A 16453-nucleotide genomic window follows, 5' to 3' on the forward strand; every position below is an offset into this window, starting at 1 on the left:
TAAAAAGGTTTTACAATGATATAAAAAAATAAAGGAACTTCTGATGAGGGAAGAGGAACGAAGAGATAAGTTAAATGTTGACTCTGTTTTGTTAAAAGAACTTCGTATCTTGGGATATAATATTACAAATACTAAACTTGAAATTATGATAGAAAAATGTTTTATCTATAAAGAAAGTATTTATTTAGCTTTGAGAAATAAAAACAACAAGTCCCAACTTGCATTTATTTATTTTGATCATTTTTCAAAAAATGAATCTAGGTGTCGTTTAAAAGCAATGATAGTTGATAATAAAAACCTAGAGGAAAATGCTGCTTTTGTTTTTGTTGAATACAGCAAACGAATAAAATACAAAAATTCAAGAGAAGGAAATGAACAAAGTTTAGGTGATGAATATAACAAATATGAATATATTGAATTTAAGGAAAGTAAATTTACTTATGATGGAAAACTTCATTTAGGACTTAAATCAGAAATAATTATTTAATAATTATTATATAGTTACAATATAGTTACTATATAGCCTATATAAGAGCTGATTATATAATTTACTTTTAAAAATAATCTCATTATAATGAAGTGATTTTATATTGGAGCATTATGAATTATAAGAAGTATGTTGATGAATTATTGTTATTTGTTTTTATAAGTTCTTTTTTTATTTATTTTATTTCAACTCAATCCCATGAATTGTTACTTAATTTTGTTATGGAATATGAATCTCATGGCTCAAAAATTCTTATTTTTCTCCCCATTCTTCTTGCTTTTGTTTGTATAGTATATGCTATAAAAAAATATTTTGATTTAGCTAAAAATAATAAATTATTATTAACAGCTTATATGATTGATAATTTAACAGGATTAAATAATAGAGAAGCTTTTTTACACCGTTTAAAAAACAGTGATAAACATTCTGTTATTCTTTTAAATATTATTGATTTTAAATCTATTAATAAAACCTTTGGTTTTAGAGAAGCAGATGTTTTGTTAATTAAAGTAGCTAAAAAACTTGAAAAAGTTGTAAAAAAGATATCAGGCTTAAAACTGTACAGAGTTTTTGGAGACGAGTTTGGGCTTATGTGTGAACCTGGGATAAACTTAAAAGAATTATCACAAAATATTAGAAATTCTTTTGAAGATGAATGTTTGTTTTTCCAAGAAAATGCGCTTCATCTTAGTTTAAATATTACGTATTCACAAACAAGTCCAGAATTGTTAACTGCCTCTATTGCAATGCAAGAGTGTAAAGAGAATCTTGAAAAATATATTCTTTCTTTTGAAAGCATAGCCGATCATGTGAAAGAAAACAGTAATAACCTAGAAATGTTAAAAGTAATTAAAGATGCTATTTCTGATAATACTATTATTCCTGTTTATCACTCTATTGTAAATAACAAAACACAAAAAGTCTTTAAATACGAGACCTTGGCAAGGATAAGGAAAAAAAATCAAGAGCTTATTTCTCCTTTTCATTTTATAGAACTTTCTAAAAAGTTTAAACTCTATCCTGAAATCACAAAATCTATTATTCAAAAAGCCTTTGATGATTTTTCAAATACCAGCTTTAATTTTTCTGTGAATTTTTCTTATATTGATATTCATAACCCAGAAATTTTAAGCTTTTTTTATGAACTTCTTGAAAACAACCAAGAAACAGCTTCGCGTTTAACCATAGAAATATTAGAAACAGAAAACATCGGTTCTTATGAGGAGTTACTGAGTTTTAGAGAAAGAATTAAAGAATATGGATGTAAACTTGCTATTGATGACTTTGGTTCTGGTTATTCCAATTGGGTTTATATCTTAAAATTACAACCTGATTATATTAAACTCGATGGTAGTTTAATTGAAAACTTATTGGATTCAAATAATAATAAAACACTTGTAAAAACCATTGTTCGTTTTGCAAAAGAGAATAATATTAAAACAATTGCGGAATTTGTTTCTTCAAAAGAGCTGTCAGAAATTGTAATTGATTTGGGAATTGATTTCTCTCAAGGTTATTTTTATTCCAGACCTCAAGAGTTAGATAAATTAGAACATGTAATTAAATAATATTATGAATTTCATTTATTCCCTATAATAGTGGTATAAATTACAGATATATTTTATTAAATAATTATATATTCCAATAATGAGTATTATTTTTGTGAGAAATATTAGAAAATAAGATATAATAATTAAAGTTTAAAAAAGGCTAATCATGTCCTCTCCTTCTAAAATATTTTTATTAATTATTGTTTGGATTTTTGTTGCAGTATTTTGCATATACAATGAACTTAAATATCATGTACTTGAAGATGAAACAACACTTAAAGACAGAATCTCAAATGTTATAAAAGAAGTAAGTGAAACTTCTTTTATAACTACGTTTAGTTCCGATAAAGAGGAGCCTCAAGTCCTAGAAAAAATAGTAATAATTGAAGAAAAAACAATAATTATAGATGATAACGTAGAGCTTGAAAAAGAACTTAAAGAAAAAGTTCTTGACGAAAAACAAAATGATATTATTGAAAAAGAAAAAGAAGAAGAAATTCTTTCTACTCCTTTGGAAAAACCCCTTGCCGTCAATACAGAAATCAAAAAAAATGAAGAAATAGAAATTTCTGCAAAAGAAATTCAAGAAAAAATCAATTTAATTATTAAAAATAATAAAATTATCTTTAAAAGACTAAGTATTGATGTCACACTTAAGAGTGAAAAAACCATTAAAATAATCGCAAATTTGTTAAATGAATATAAAAATATTAAGATAGAAGTTGCTGGACATACCGATGCAAAAGGGGAAGAAGCTTTTAATTTAGATATTTCTAAAAAAAGAGCATCTTCTGTTAAAAATAAATTAATAGAGTATGGTTTGGATGAAAACAGAGTAAGTGCAAAAGGTTATGGCGAGAGCAAACCTATTGTTAAAAACGATGGAAATGGTTATTCGGTTGTTAACCGAAGAGTTGAATTTAATATCATAAAGGAATAAGTGTGGCTTATACAATTATAAATATATTACTGTCTTTGTTTATATGTTCAAGTATAACTTTTTATTTTGGTTATTTGTTTGGTCGATCACGTGCTCCTCTAAGAGGTTCAAGGCTTAATCCTATTTTTAAGCAGCAAGGTAATATCTACAATAAACCTCAAATCTTAGGAGTCCCTAGACCTCGTGGTAAAGATGACCTAAAAGAGATTAATGGTATTGATTCAGACTTAGAGAATGAATTAAATGATTTGGGTATTTTCCATTTTGATCAAATTGCTAAGTGGTCTTCACGAAACCAAGAATGGGTGGAAGTTTATTTAAATATTAGCGGTCAAATTGAAAGTGATAAATGGCTTTCTCAATCGGTTCGTTTAGTAGATAATAAAAGAAAATAAAAACACTGTTTTTATCTTCTTTTATTTAGAGTTATTTTTTTCTAATACTTTCTTTTGCAAAACTTATTATTTTCATCAATTCTTTTTCATAAAGTTTTGAGGCTTCAATGCTTGAAGCTTCAAATCTTGTTACTAGTACGGGTGTAGTATTAGAAGCTCTAACTAATCCCCAACCCTTTTCAAAGTTTACTCTTACCCCATCAATATCAATAATATCTAATATTTTAGGCAAAGATGAAGGAGGATTTTCTAACAATTCTTTAATTTTATCCATTAAAAGAAACTTTTCTTCATCGCTTGTTTCTACTTTCATTTCTTCTGTTGAATAAACAGTGGGAAGTTTTGCTATTTCTTCATCAATATTCATACCATTTAAAATAAGTTCTAATATACGTAAAGTAGCATAAATTGCATCATCAAAACCGTAGTATCTGTCATTAAAGAAAATATGTCCTGATACTTCTGCTGCCATATCTGCATTCAGTTCTTTTAGTTTTACTTTTAAATTGGAATGCCCTGTTTTGTACATATGAGCACTTCCTTTTTTATTAATGATGTCATACATTATTTGTGTACATTTAACTTCGCCTACAATTACAGGGTTTTCCATAGTTGTTGCAAATAATAAAGCAAGAATATCACCTTTAACATTGTTAGAAGGGGTCAAAAAGGCAATTCTGTCTGCGTCTCCATCATAAGCAAAACCATATTCAAATTCACCTTCAAGGGCTTTATATACTTCTAGAATATTTTTCTTTTCACTTGGATCTGGGTGATGATTGGGAAAGGTTCCATCAGGCGTGGTATAAATTGCTTTGTAATTTAATTCTAATTTATCTAAAATTTCAGTTAATACTGTATCTGCTACGCCATTACCACAATCAAAAAAAAGTCTGTTTTTCATCTTTTTTAAATGCGGAAATTGATTTAACATATAAGAAACATAAATAGAAATAACATCAATTTTTTTGAAGGATGTATTGTCTTTTATTTCCATATTCTCATTTTCTATCATTATTTTACCTAAGCTTGTAATATCTTCTCCAAAGAAAGGTGCATTGTTGATAGTGATTTTAAAACCGTTATAAGGACTTGGATTATGGCTTCCTGTAATCATTACTGAGGCATCAGGTTTTTTGCCATCAAATTCTTGATAACAGGCAAAATAATTAACCCCAGTTGCAACCATTCCCATGCCTAAAACTTGACATCCTGCTTTGTTAAAACCAGAAGTAAGATAAGCAAATAAAGAAGGTGAGTGCGTTCTTGCATCATAACCTATTGCAATAGTTGGGTTTTTACTTTTACATTGTTTAATCGCTTCTAAACCTAAAAAATATCCAATGAGTTTTACACTTTGTTCATTTAAATCATCTCCAACAATTCCTCTAATATCGTATTCTCTAAATATTGATTTATTGATCATATTGTCCCTTGTATTTTTCTTACAAATTATATCAAAAGATGAATGTAAATGTGATTAGAGTTTTAGGAATTTTTTATAATTATAATTCAATCTTCAAAATTGTATAATGATTTTTTAAAAGGATTTATGTGGAAATTATTAATTTACTTGTTTTTGGTGGAATTTGTATTCTTTTAGCTTTTTCTCCTGGACCTGATAATGTTTATGTTATGACAATTGGTATTACAAAAGGGAAAAAAGCAGCTTTTGTTACTACTTTAGGTTTAGCTTCTGGGGTTGTATTTCATACTCTTGCTGCTGCTTTAGGGGTAGCTGTAATCTTTCAAAGCTCACCTATGGCTTTTGATATTTTAAAATATGTAGGTGCAGGATATTTATTCTATATTGCAACACAGGCTTTTATTCATAGAAATGATGTTTTGGAATTATCTTCTATAAATGAAGACAAAGAATTAAGAAGCTTATATTTCAAGGGTTTCATAATGAATATATTAAACCCAAAAGTTTCTATTTTCTTTTTGGCTTTTTTACCTCAATTTGTAAATGCAAATCTTGCTTTAAGTATAACGAATCAAATGATACTTTTGGGCTTTATCTTTTTATGTGTTACTGTGCTTGTTTTTTCATCCATAGGTTTTATCTCACATATTTTTGGAAAAAAACTCTTAGAGAAAAAGAGTTTTTCTAAAGTATTAAATTATCTTACGTCTTTTGTTTTGTATTCTATTGCGATTAAATTAGCATTTTCGCAACAATAAGATAAATCTTATTGTCTTATTTGACCATTTCCATAAATTTTGTATTTAAATGTAGTTAAATCATTGATTCCCATTGGGCCTCTTGAGTGAAGTTTAGAAGTAGAAATACCTACTTCTGCACCCAATCCAAAAGCGGCACCATCTGTAAAACGTGTACTTGCATTGGCGTATACACACGCTGCATCTACTTCATCTAAAAATTTATTTACTGTATTGTAATTTTCACTTAAAATGGCTTCTGAATGTCCTGAACCATATTTATTGATATGAAAAATAGCTTCATCTAAATTGTTTACTACTTTTATATTTAAAATATTGGCTAAGTACTCTGTATCGTAATCTTCGTGTTCTGCGCACTGAATATCTATATGTCTTCTTGTTTCAACACAACCTTTAAGTTCTGTCCCTTCTCTTACAAAAGCTTCATATAAAGGAGGCAAGATATAAGGAGCTACATCTGTATGTACTAAGAGTGTTTCCATTGCATTACAAACACCAGGTCTTTGGCATTTTGCATTTAGCGCTATATCTATTGCTTTATCATGATTGGAGTCTTTGTCAATATAAGTATGGCATAAACCTTTATCGTGTTTGATCACAGGAACAGTAGCATTTTGAGAAATGAATTTAATTAATTCAGCTCCCCCTCTTGGAATAACCAAATCTACATACTTATCTTCTTTAATAAGTTCTGCTACGCTTTCTCTTGAGTAATCAGGAATTAAAGAAATAGCATTTTCACTTATCTTATTTTTAGCTAATACTGATCTTAGAATATTTGCTATGGCTTTATTAGAATGAATAGCTTCTTTACCCCCTTTTAAAACACACACATTCCCTGCTTTAAAACATAAAGCTGCTGCATCTGAAGTTACATTGGGTCTGCTTTCATAAATAATAGCAATTACACCAATAGGAATAGATACTTTTTGAATGTTTAAATCATCTTTTGTTTTCCAACCATCTAAGAGTCTTCCTACAGGTTCTTTTTGTGCAGCTATTTCTTTTATAGCTTCTGCCATACCTTGTACTCTCTCCCCTGTTAACAAGAGCCGCTCTAGAATATCTTTACTTAAATTATTTGCATTTGCTTCTTCCATGTCCATTACATTGTGATTAACAATATAATCACAGTGTTCAATAAGAGCATCTGCCATTTCAAGTAAAACTTTGTTTTTGATTTCACTACTTAAAGTAGCTATGTGATGAGAAGTTTTTTTTGCTTCTTCTAAAAATTGTTTCATACTTTTTCCTATGTATTCTTATGTTAAAGATATTTTAACAAATTTATTATTAGAACTCTTAATGAATGTGATAAATTTACTGTTGTTTTTTGTTTAAAATGGTAGTACTAGAAGTAGTATTATTAGTAGTCTTTTTTAAATAAAAAGGGACAATGCCCTTTTTATAAAATATTATAATAAAGAATTAAGTTTTTCGCTTAATGCTTGTTTAGAAGTTGCACCAATAATAGTATCAACTACTTCTCCGTCTTTCATAAATAAAATAGTAGGAATTGATCTGATTCCATGTTTAACAGATAAATCTTGTTCTTCATCAGTATTTACTTTACAAATTTTTGCTTTACCTTCAAATTCTTCCGCTAATTCTTCAATTACTGGAGCAATCATTCTACAAGGCCCACACCATGGTGCCCAAAAGTCAACTAAAGAAACTCCTTCTTTTGTTGTATCTTCAAAATTACCTGTTGTTAATTCTATATATTTACCCATTTTTTAGTCCTTTTTTTTATATATTAATTTATTGACGCAATTCTATCATTAAAGAAACTTTTTGTCAAGTACGAACGATTAAGTATTATAGATACCAAAAGGTTCCTATAAGTAAAATAGCTGTATTATATGCCAAAGGATAGACATGGAGAAAAAACATTACAGCTGTTATTTCCAATTTTCAACTGATATTATTGGTGGAAAGTGGAAAAGTATGGTTCTTTGGGCTCTTAAAAATGGAATCAAAAGAAGTGGTGAATTAAAAAAATCTATTCCAAAGATATCTCAAAAGATGTTAACCCAGCAGTTAAGAGAACTTGAAGATGTGGGAATAGTTGAGCGTATTGTACATCCAGTAATCCCTCCAAAAGTTGAATACCAACTAACAAAACATGGAGAGAAATTAATTCCAATCTTAGAAGACCTCCATGATTGGGGAAAAGATTATGCTTTAAATGCAGATGTAAGTATTAATTTAAGTCCTAATGCAAACTGTGTAATGAACTAAAAATATTATTTGCTAAATTAAAATTTTGGGTAAAAAAGAACTTTTTTACCCAAAATACTCTTTTTAAGATATTTTAACTAAATATCTACCGACTGCTTTTGAGCTTAAAATATTTTCATAAGCATCTTTAATTTCTTCAAGAGAAATTTCATTTACCAATTCTTCTAATTCAATTTTAAAAGAATTTGATATTTTTTCCCAAGCCTGTATTTTTTTATCTATATTTGCTTCTACTGAATCAATTCCAATAAGTCTTACGCCTCTTAAAATAAAAGGAAAAACATTGGTATTTAATTTAAAAGAAGATGTTAATCCACAACATGTAGCAATACCATCGTATTTTATTTGTTTTAATGCTTCTGCTAGAATATTTCCTCCAACAGTATCTACAACAGCAATATAGGTTTCTCTCATCATTGGTTTTTTATTTTCAATGTCAAAATCTTTTCGCAAGATGACTTCTTTTGCTCCTAATTTTTTCAAATAAGAAATTTTGTCTTCTTTTCCTGATATTGCAGTTACTTCAAAACCAAGTTTTGCCAAAATTGATACAGCAATGCTTCCAACTCCACCTGTTGCTCCTGTAACAATAACTTTTCCTTGTGTAACTCCATGCCTTAGGATTTCATTTACACTTAAAGCAGCTGTTAATCCTGCTGTTCCATAAATCATTAAGTCTCTTAAAGAAATATTTTTAGGTTTAGGCACAACCCATGAAGCAGGAACACTTACAAATTCACAATGTCCCCCATTAGAATTCATTCCTAAATCATAACCCGTAACTATAACTTCATCACCTATTTGAAACGTAGAACTGTTTGATTCTTCTACAATTCCAGCTACATCAATTCCTGTAACATGAGGGAAAACTCTTGTTACTCCTGGATTCCCTTGTGAGCTTAATGCATCTTTATAATTTAAAGAACTATAGGTCGTTTTAATTAAAATTTCTTCTTCTTTAATCTTTGGTTTATCTATCTCTGTTAAATTAGCCGAATATTTTCGCTCGCCAATTTCTTTTACTACAAATGCTTTCATGTCTGTCCTTTGTTATCTCTCTCTTTACACTTTAGCCTAAATAGACTATAATAACAAGAACATACTTTTAAGTAAGGTACTATCTTTTTAGATACCATGCGTAATTTAGGACTATTATGAATAAAAAAATGATTAGTGAAGAAATAATTGAAAAATGCCCTGTTGAAACAGCTCTTGATGTGTTAGCAGGAAAGTGGAAAATATTAATTTTGTGGTATTTACGCGCAGAAACAAAACGTTTCAATGAATTGCAAAAATTAATGCCAAGAACCACACAAAAAATGTTAATTCAAAAACTAAGAGAATTGGAAAACGATGGTTTGGTAAATAGAAAAGTGTATCCTGTAGTTCCTCCCAAAGTAGAGTATTCTTTGACTTCTTATGGAGAAAGTTTAAAACCTATTTTAAAAAGCCTTTATTTATGGGGTGAAATACACAAAAAAAACAAGAGCTACGAAGAAGCTTGAATTAATTCTTTGGTATAAACATGCTGCGGATTTGTAAATAAAGAAGTAGTTTCGTTTATTTCGACAAATTTACTTTCTTTCATAACAGCAACTTGATTACAAATACTTTGAATTACTTCTAAATCATGAGAAATAAAAATATAAGTAAGTTTGTATTTTTTTTGCAAAGACTTTAAAAGCTCAAGCAGTTGAAACTGTACTTGTCTATCAAGTGCTGATGTTGGCTCATCTAAAATTAGAAGTTTGGGTTCTAATATGAGGGCCCTAGCAACTGCTATTCTTTGGCGTTGTCCTCCTGAAAACTCATGAGGGTATTTATTCATAGACTCTTTTTCTAAAGAAACTTCTTTTAAAATATCAATTACTTTTTGCTCTTTTTCTTCTTTATTTAATTTTGTATGAATATCTAAACCCTCAGATATAATTTCATAAACACTCATTCTTGGATTTAAAGAATTAAAAGGGTCTTGAAAAACAATTTGCATATCTGCTCTCATATTTCTTAAGTCGTTTTTGCTTAAGTCTTTTATATTTTTATTTAAAAAATAAATTTCACCTTTTGAGTCTTGCAAAGATAAAATAGCCTGAGCCAGCGTAGATTTTCCAGAACCACTCTCCCCTATTATTCCAAAACTTTCGCCTTTTAAAAGGGAAAAACTAATATTATCTACTGCTATAAAGTTATCAACCACACGTTTGAATATTCCCTTTTTAATAGGAAAGTTTACAGACAAGTTTTTAATACTAAGAATGCTTACTTGATCTTTTTTTACATAAGGGTTGGGACTTAAGGTACTTTCTAAAAGCATTTTTGTATAAGCATGTTTGGGTTCTAAAAATAATTCTTTATTGTTATTATGCTCAAGTATTTCACCTTCATTAATCACATAAATATAATCGGCATATTTTTTTACCACATTTAAATCATGAGTGATTAATAAAATGCTCATATTTTCTTCTTCTTGTAGTTTTTTAAGAAGGTTTAGAATTTGATACTGTATGGTCAAATCTAGTGCAGTTGTTGGTTCATCTGCAATTAATAGTTTGGGTTTATTAGCTATTGCCATAGCTATCATTACTCGTTGCCGCTGACCTCCACTTAGTTCATGAGGATAAGAAGAAGCAATTTTTTCTAAATTCCCATATTTATGTAATTCTACTTTTTCCAATAAAGAAATAGCCCTTTTGGAAAGTTCGCTTTTAGAAATTAAATTGTGGGTATAAATGATTTCTTCTATTTGCGCTTTTATTTTGTGCAAAGGATTTAGGGCCGTCATTGGTTCTTGAAAAATCATTGAAATTTCTTTGCCTCTTAATTTTTCAAGCTCACTTTTTTTTAAACTTAGAATATCTTTATCTTGAAAAGAAATTTCTCCTTGTAGTTTAAAATTTGCGCCTCTTGGAAGTAAGTTTAAAATGGCATGGGCCAGCATGGATTTACCACTACCACTTTGCCCCACTAAAGCTAATGTTTGGGCTTTTTTAATCTTGATGCTAACATTTTTTAAAATATCAACATCACTTTGCATGCTTAAATTTTTAATTTCTAGAATATTTTCCATTATGTGCCTTGTGCAATTCTAGGGTCTAGGGCATCTCTAAACGCTTCGCCTATGAATACTAATAAAGATAAAAGTAGTGATAAAACAACAAAAGCAGAGATTCCTAACCAAGGCGCATGCATATTGGCTTTACCTTGGGCTAATAACTCCCCTAAACTAGGGCTTCCAGCTGGAAGTCCAAAGCCTAAAAAATCTAAAGAAGTAAGTGTGGTTATACTTCCTGATAAAATAAATGGCATAAAGGTTAGGGTTGCAATAAGCGCATTGGGCAAAATATGTTTTTTCATAATATTAAAATCACTCTGACCCAAAGCCCTGGCTGCTTTTACATACTCAAAATTACGTGCACGTAAAAACTCTGCACGTACAACGCCTACAAGTGCTGTCCAAGAAAAAAGAAGCAATAAACCCAGTAACCACCAAAAAGAAGGCTGAATATAATTGGCTAAAATCATTAATAAATAAAGTGTAGGTAAACCTGCCCATATTTCAATAAAGCGCTGACCTAATAAATCTACTTTCCCTCCATAATATCCTTGCACAGCTCCTACCATTACTCCAATAATAGATGAAAAAATAGTTAAGAGTAAACCAAATAAAATGGATATTCTAAAACCATATATAACACGACTTAATACGTCTCTTCCTTGGTCATCTGTTCCTAAGTAGTTTTCTAAACTAGGTGCAGAGGGAAAAGCCTCTTTAGCGTCCAGTTTAATACTGTGATAGGAGTAAGGAATCAAGGGCCATACTAAGTACCCATTTTCATTGATTAAGTCTTGTACATACTCGTCTTTATAATCTGCTTCACTCTCAAACTCTCCGCCAAAAACGGTTTCTGCATATTCATTAAAAACAGGCATATAATAATCATTGTTGTATTTAACAAATAAAGGTTTGTCATTGGCTATAAATTCAGCAAACAAAGTAAGGCTAAAAATTATAGAAAAAACCCATAAAGAATAATAGCCCCTTTTATTACTTTTAAATACAGCAATTCTTTTATCTCTTATACTTTGCATTTAATTCTTCTCAAAATTGATTCTTGGATCTACATAGGTATAAACAAGATCTGATATTAGTGAAACCACTAAACCCATAAGCGTAAAAATATATAAAGTAGCAAACATTACAGGATAGTCTCTATACAAAGCAGCTTCAAAACCTAAAAGCCCGATACCATCTAAAGAAAAGATAATTTCAATTAAGAGTGAGCCTGTAAAAAACATAGAAATAAAAGCGGCTGGAAAACCTGAAATGATAATTAACATTGCATTTCTAAATACATGTTTGTATAAAACAGAAGACTCACTTAATCCTTTAGCTTGTGCTGTCAAAACATATTGTTTTCCAATTTCATCCAAAAAAGAGTTTTTAGTAAGCATGGTTAGGGTTGCAAAACCTCCAATAACCATAGCCATAATGGGTAAAAACATATGCCAAATATAATCTTTGATTTGTGCAAAAAATCCCAAAGAATCAAAATTGTCACTGGTAATTCCTCTTAAAGGAAAAAGGTCCAAATAATTGCCACCCGCAAAAAGAATAATCAATAAAATGGCGAATAAAAAACCAGGAATTGCAGAACCTAAAATGACTATAGTTGAGCTGTAAATATCAAATTTAGATCCATGTTTTAAGGCTTTTTTTATGCCCAAAGGAATGGAGATTAAATAAATAATAAGTGTTGACCAAATACCTAAAGATATGGAGACAGGAAGTTTTTCTTTTACAAGTTCTATAACAGAGGCATTTTTAAAAAAACTTTCTCCAAAATCAAAGAGAGCATAATTCTTTAACATCATTAAATATCGCTCCCACAAAGGTTTATCGAAACCATAGAGTTTTTCAATGTCTTTTATGAGTTCAGGATCCAAACCAGATGCGCCTTGATACAGAGAGTTTTTTCCTTCATTCGAATTTGCATTTACTAAATCTCCTTGGGAAGAACCCGCAATTCTACTTAAAGCAGTATCTTCAGCACCTTGTATTTGTAAAATCATTTTTTCAACAGGACCTCCAGGTGAGGTTTGAACAATGAAAAAATTAATAGTCATGATTCCTAGGAGAGTAGGAATAATAAATAAAAGACGTCTTAGAATATAAGCACTCATTATTTATCTTTTAAATATTCATCTTTAAACCACCACGTCATTATTCCAATACTGTATTTTGGATGAATTTTAGGCTGGTTAAATTTATTCCAATACGCAATTCTATAAGATGAACTGTGCCATTGAGGAATAACATAATAATTGTTTAACATTACTCTATCAAGTGCTTTAACAGAAGTTAGCAGTTCTTTTCTGTTTTTTGCAATAATAACATGATCAATTAATGTATCTATTGCAGGGTTTTTAATACCCATATAGTTTTGACTTCCCCTAATATCAGCACTCAAAGAGCCCCAGAAATATTTTAATTCATTGCCTGGACTTAAAGAAACAGGATAAGAAATAACCATCATATCAAAATCATAGTTTTTCACTTTATTGCTGTATGAAACAGCATCAAGTACTTTTAAAGAAGCTATTATCCCTATTTTTTTGAGATTTTTTATAAAAGGCTGAACCACTCTTTCAAAATTGGGCTGGTAAAGTAAAATTTCAAAAACAAATTCTTTTCCATCTTTTACCAAAACTTTATTTTTAAAACTCCAACCTTCTTTTTTAAGAATTTTAAGTGCAGCTCTTAATTCTTTTCTTATTTTTCCACTGCCTTTTGTAATATTGGTTTTAAATTCTTCTTGAAATACACTTGAAGGAATTTGATTTTTTAAAGGATTTAATAAAAGTAATTCTTCTTTTGAAGGAAGACCAGATGAGCTTAATTCACTGTTATCAAAATAAGATTGACTTCTTTTATATTGGGAAAAAAAGAGTTGTTTATTGGTCCATTCGAAATCAAAAGCCAAATTAATAGCTTTTCGTATTTCTTTATTTTTAAATAATGGATTTCGTAAATTAAAACCAAACGCTTGCATGCCTTGTGGGTTTTCATGCATTCTGTTTTCTGTTTTAATTAAGCCATTATCAAAGTTTTTACCTTTATACATAGTTGCCCATGTTTTTGCTGTGTATTCTTCTCTGTAATCAAATTCACCTGCTTTAAAAGCTTCTAGTGTTACGCTTTGGTCTTTATAATAATCGTATTGAATTTTATTAAAATTATAAGAACCAAGATTAACATTTAAGTCTTTTGCCCAGTAGTTTTTGTTGCGTTTATATTTTATGTATTTACCAAACTTATATGAGTCAATTAAATAAGGGCCTGAGCCTAAAGGAACAGTATCGTCTGCTTTTATAAAGTCTTTATCACTCCAAAACTTTTTAGACATAATATTTAAAGAAACTAAAATTACAGGGAGCTCTTTATTGGTATTGGTTTTGAAATTAAATCTAACGCTTAAATCATTTAATACTTCTACGTCTTTAATATCTGAATAATATCTCTTGTATTGAGGGCTTCCTTTTTCTATTAAAATATCAAAAGAGAATTTTACATCTTCTGCCCTTACGTGCGAACCATCAGAAAAACGAGCGTTTTCATTAATATAAAATATGACCCAGTTATTATTTTCATCAATTTCCACTTCTTTTGCAATTAAAGGATAATACACAGAAGATTCATCTGCACTTGCACTCATTAAAGTATCGTATAACAATCCAATTCCAGAGGCACTCAAACCTTTAAGAATAAAAGGATTAAAAGAATCATAAGTGCCACGTGAAGCTTGTTTATATGTTCCACCTTTTTTGGCTTTTGGATTAACATAATCAAAATGGGTGAAGTTTTTTTGATATTTGGGAGTAGTTCCTAAACTCATATAACTTTCTTTTTTAGCATAAATATTTGCTGATAAAATTAAAACAATGAAAAGTATTTTGTTAATCATATTTTTCCTTTTAAGTATAAGTAAGAGTCTAGCTTAATTTGATTAATGTAAAGTATATCAAAGACTATATCTTTACAGGCTGTTAGGCATACATTTTATATCTTTTAATCAAAGCGAAATAGATAATAATTGATAATCCTGCTGTACTTAATAACATAATCATAATCATAATTTGATAACGAACCGCTATTAAAGGATCTATTCCTGCTAAAATTTGTCCGGTCATCATACCTGGTAATGATACCAAACCAACAGCTAAAAGTGAGTTTATTTGTGGGATTAAAGAAGCCTTAAATGCATATTCTCGTGCTTTAATAAAAGAATTTAATTCTATTTCTTTTTCAAAACGTTCAATACAAATTGACACAGAGTTCATAGTATTCGCAAAAATCATACCAGCAATAGGAATAATTATACTTGGTTCATAGGTTTTTATTTCCAAAACAAAAACAAGTACAATAAATAAATTACTTAAAGAAGATAAAGAAGAAGCTAAAAATATAGTGAAATAATGTTCTTTACTTTTATTTTTTGTATTTCTTAATATTATCATACACGATACCACTAACATAAATAATACAATTAAAAGACCAAGGCCTAAGTTTTTATTATCAAAAATGAACAAGAGGCCATAACCAATTAAAAGTAATTGTAAAATCATTCTAAGCGTTGAATAAAAAATCTCATATTTGTTATCCGTATATTTATAATAAAAATATCCTACAATTAAAAGTGGAAATAAGGAATAGAATAAATTTATTAAAGGAATATTTTCCATTTAACTTCCCAATAAGTCTTGCAAAGATTTTTTTGGATTCTTTCCTTCTAGTGCTAATTTTACTTCATTAGCAATGGGGGTATAAATATTTTTTTCTTCTGATAGTTTTTGAATTGCTACCGAGGTTTTTACCCCCTCTGCAACTTCTCCTAAGTCTTCTAAAATATTATCGAGGCTTTTATTTTGGGCTAAACCTAATCCCACTCTGTAGTTTCTACTCAAGGTAGAACTTGCTGTTAAAAATAAATCCCCAGCGCCGCTTAAGCCTAAAAATGTTTCTTCTTTGGCACCAAAAGCCAGGCCAAAACGTGTCATTTCAACCAAACCTCTTGATATTAAAGAAGCTCTTGCATTGTTCCCTAATTTTAAACCATCACAAACACCTGAAGCAATTGCAAGTACATTTTTATAAGCTCCTGCAATTTCTGCTCCTATTACATCGGAAGAATAATAGGTTTTAATAAAACTTGGAAAAAAAGTTGAAAATTCATTGTAAATATCTTTTTTTTCAGCATTAATTACTAAAGCAGTAGGTAAATTTTGCATTACTTCTGATGCAAAAGAAGGACCTGAGATATAGGCTACATGTGAGCTTGGAACAAATTCATTGTAAATCTCATTTAAAAACTTACCTGTATTTGCTTCAATGCCTTTAGAAGCTACTAGAATTTTTTGATTTTTAAAAACAAAATTCTTTTTTAACCAGCTGGATATTTCTTGTGCGGGAATGGCAATAATTAGATATTCACATTCTAAAGCAGCGTGAAGGTTTGTAAAGTTTTTAATATCTCTTGGAGTTCTTGAAGTGATTAAAACTTCTTGTTTATGACTTAAAGCACAATGTAGAGCTTGTCCCCATTTTCCTGCGCCTATTACAGCTATTTTTGCTTGAGTACTAAGCATTGTTTTCCTTCTT

General features: G+C 29.4%; 17 protein-coding genes. 7 read left to right on the forward strand and 10 right to left on the reverse strand.

The features are described 5' to 3' along the window. Window positions 1-43: 43 nt before the first annotated feature. The 4 genes from HRT41_10040 (at window position 44) to HRT41_10055 (ending at window position 3372) form a co-directional block, all read left to right on the forward strand. Window positions 44-487: a hypothetical protein gene (locus HRT41_10040; GenBank protein NQY24366.1), complete on the forward strand. Its 444-nt coding sequence runs from the start codon at window positions 44-46 to the stop codon at window positions 485-487. A gap of 113 nt (window positions 488-600) precedes the next feature. Beyond that, complete coding sequence (locus HRT41_10045; protein ID NQY24367.1) at window positions 601-2055, forward strand: bifunctional diguanylate cyclase/phosphodiesterase; 1455 nt, start codon at window positions 601-603, stop codon at window positions 2053-2055. A gap of 148 nt (window positions 2056-2203) precedes the next feature. Then, window positions 2204-2977: an OmpA family protein gene (locus HRT41_10050; GenBank protein ID NQY24368.1), complete on the forward strand. Its 774-nt coding sequence runs from the start codon at window positions 2204-2206 to the stop codon at window positions 2975-2977. 2 nt (window positions 2978-2979) lie between these two features. Beyond that, window positions 2980-3372, forward strand: a complete 393-nt coding sequence (locus HRT41_10055; GenBank protein NQY24369.1) for a hypothetical protein — start codon at window positions 2980-2982, stop codon at window positions 3370-3372. Between the two features lie 31 nt (window positions 3373-3403). Here HRT41_10055 and HRT41_10060 read toward each other — a convergent pair whose 3' ends face one another. Next, complete coding sequence (locus HRT41_10060; protein NQY24370.1) at window positions 3404-4798, reverse strand: phosphomannomutase/phosphoglucomutase; 1395 nt, start codon at window positions 4796-4798, stop codon at window positions 3404-3406. 209 nt (window positions 4799-5007) lie between these two features. Between HRT41_10060 and HRT41_10065 the strand changes: the two genes are divergently transcribed. Then, complete coding sequence (locus HRT41_10065) at window positions 5008-5556, forward strand: LysE family translocator (GenBank protein NQY24371.1); 549 nt, start codon at window positions 5008-5010, stop codon at window positions 5554-5556. Between the two features lie 8 nt (window positions 5557-5564). Here the strand turns inward: HRT41_10065 and HRT41_10070 are convergent, their stop codons facing one another. Both HRT41_10070 and trxA read right to left on the reverse strand, forming a co-directional pair. Next, window positions 5565-6800, reverse strand: coding sequence for a glutamate-5-semialdehyde dehydrogenase (locus HRT41_10070; GenBank protein NQY24372.1), 1236 nt, complete (start codon window positions 6798-6800; stop codon window positions 5565-5567). A gap of 171 nt (window positions 6801-6971) precedes the next feature. Continuing rightward, entirely contained in the window at window positions 6972-7289 is a 318-nt protein-coding gene (gene trxA, locus HRT41_10075) for a thioredoxin (protein ID NQY24373.1), read from the reverse strand. A gap of 145 nt (window positions 7290-7434) precedes the next feature. Here trxA and HRT41_10080 point away from each other — a divergent pair, with 145 nt between their 5' ends. Next, on the forward strand, window positions 7435-7797 hold the full coding sequence (locus HRT41_10080; GenBank protein ID NQY24374.1) for a helix-turn-helix transcriptional regulator: 363 nt from the start codon (window positions 7435-7437) through the stop codon (window positions 7795-7797). 63 nt (window positions 7798-7860) lie between these two features. On the opposite strand, the gene HRT41_10085 is transcribed toward HRT41_10080, so the two are convergent. Continuing rightward, entirely contained in the window at window positions 7861-8835 is a 975-nt protein-coding gene (locus HRT41_10085; GenBank protein NQY24375.1) for a YhdH/YhfP family quinone oxidoreductase, read from the reverse strand. Window positions 8836-8963: 128 nt separating this feature from the next. Between HRT41_10085 and HRT41_10090 the strand changes: the two genes are divergently transcribed. Further along, complete coding sequence (locus tag HRT41_10090; protein ID NQY24376.1) at window positions 8964-9302, forward strand: helix-turn-helix transcriptional regulator; 339 nt, start codon at window positions 8964-8966, stop codon at window positions 9300-9302. Here the strand turns inward: HRT41_10090 and HRT41_10095 are convergent. The 6 genes from HRT41_10095 to HRT41_10120 all read right to left on the reverse strand — a co-directional run bounded on the left by HRT41_10095 (window position 9287) and on the right by HRT41_10120 (window position 16440). After that, complete coding sequence (locus HRT41_10095) at window positions 9287-10864, reverse strand: ABC transporter ATP-binding protein (protein NQY24377.1); 1578 nt, start codon at window positions 10862-10864, stop codon at window positions 9287-9289. The two genes, HRT41_10090 and HRT41_10095, sit on opposite strands and share 16 nt — an antisense overlap. Next, window positions 10864-11886, reverse strand: a complete 1023-nt coding sequence (locus HRT41_10100; GenBank protein NQY24378.1) for an ABC transporter permease — start codon at window positions 11884-11886, stop codon at window positions 10864-10866. Before HRT41_10100 ends, HRT41_10095 begins: the two co-directional genes overlap by 1 nt. Continuing rightward, complete coding sequence (locus HRT41_10105) at window positions 11887-12978, reverse strand: microcin C ABC transporter permease YejB (GenBank protein NQY24379.1); 1092 nt, start codon at window positions 12976-12978, stop codon at window positions 11887-11889. It abuts the gene before it with no gap. Continuing rightward, the gene (locus HRT41_10110; GenBank protein ID NQY24380.1) at window positions 12978-14756 is read right to left on the reverse strand and encodes an ABC transporter substrate-binding protein; all 1779 of its coding nucleotides are present in this window, start codon (window positions 14754-14756) and stop codon (window positions 12978-12980) included. Before HRT41_10110 ends, HRT41_10105 begins: the two co-directional genes overlap by 1 nt. Window positions 14757-14841: 85 nt before the next feature. Then, a complete protein-coding gene (locus HRT41_10115; GenBank protein ID NQY24381.1) occupies window positions 14842-15537 on the reverse strand; it encodes an ABC transporter permease in 696 nt (231 codons plus the stop codon). Beyond that, window positions 15538-16440, reverse strand: a complete 903-nt coding sequence (locus HRT41_10120; GenBank protein NQY24382.1) for an NAD(P)H-dependent glycerol-3-phosphate dehydrogenase — start codon at window positions 16438-16440, stop codon at window positions 15538-15540. It lies immediately after the preceding gene. Between the last annotated feature and the right edge of the window lie 13 nt (window positions 16441-16453).

This window comes from Campylobacteraceae bacterium (assembly GCA_013215945.1).
Classification (GTDB): domain Bacteria; phylum Campylobacterota; class Campylobacteria; order Campylobacterales; family Arcobacteraceae; genus NORP36.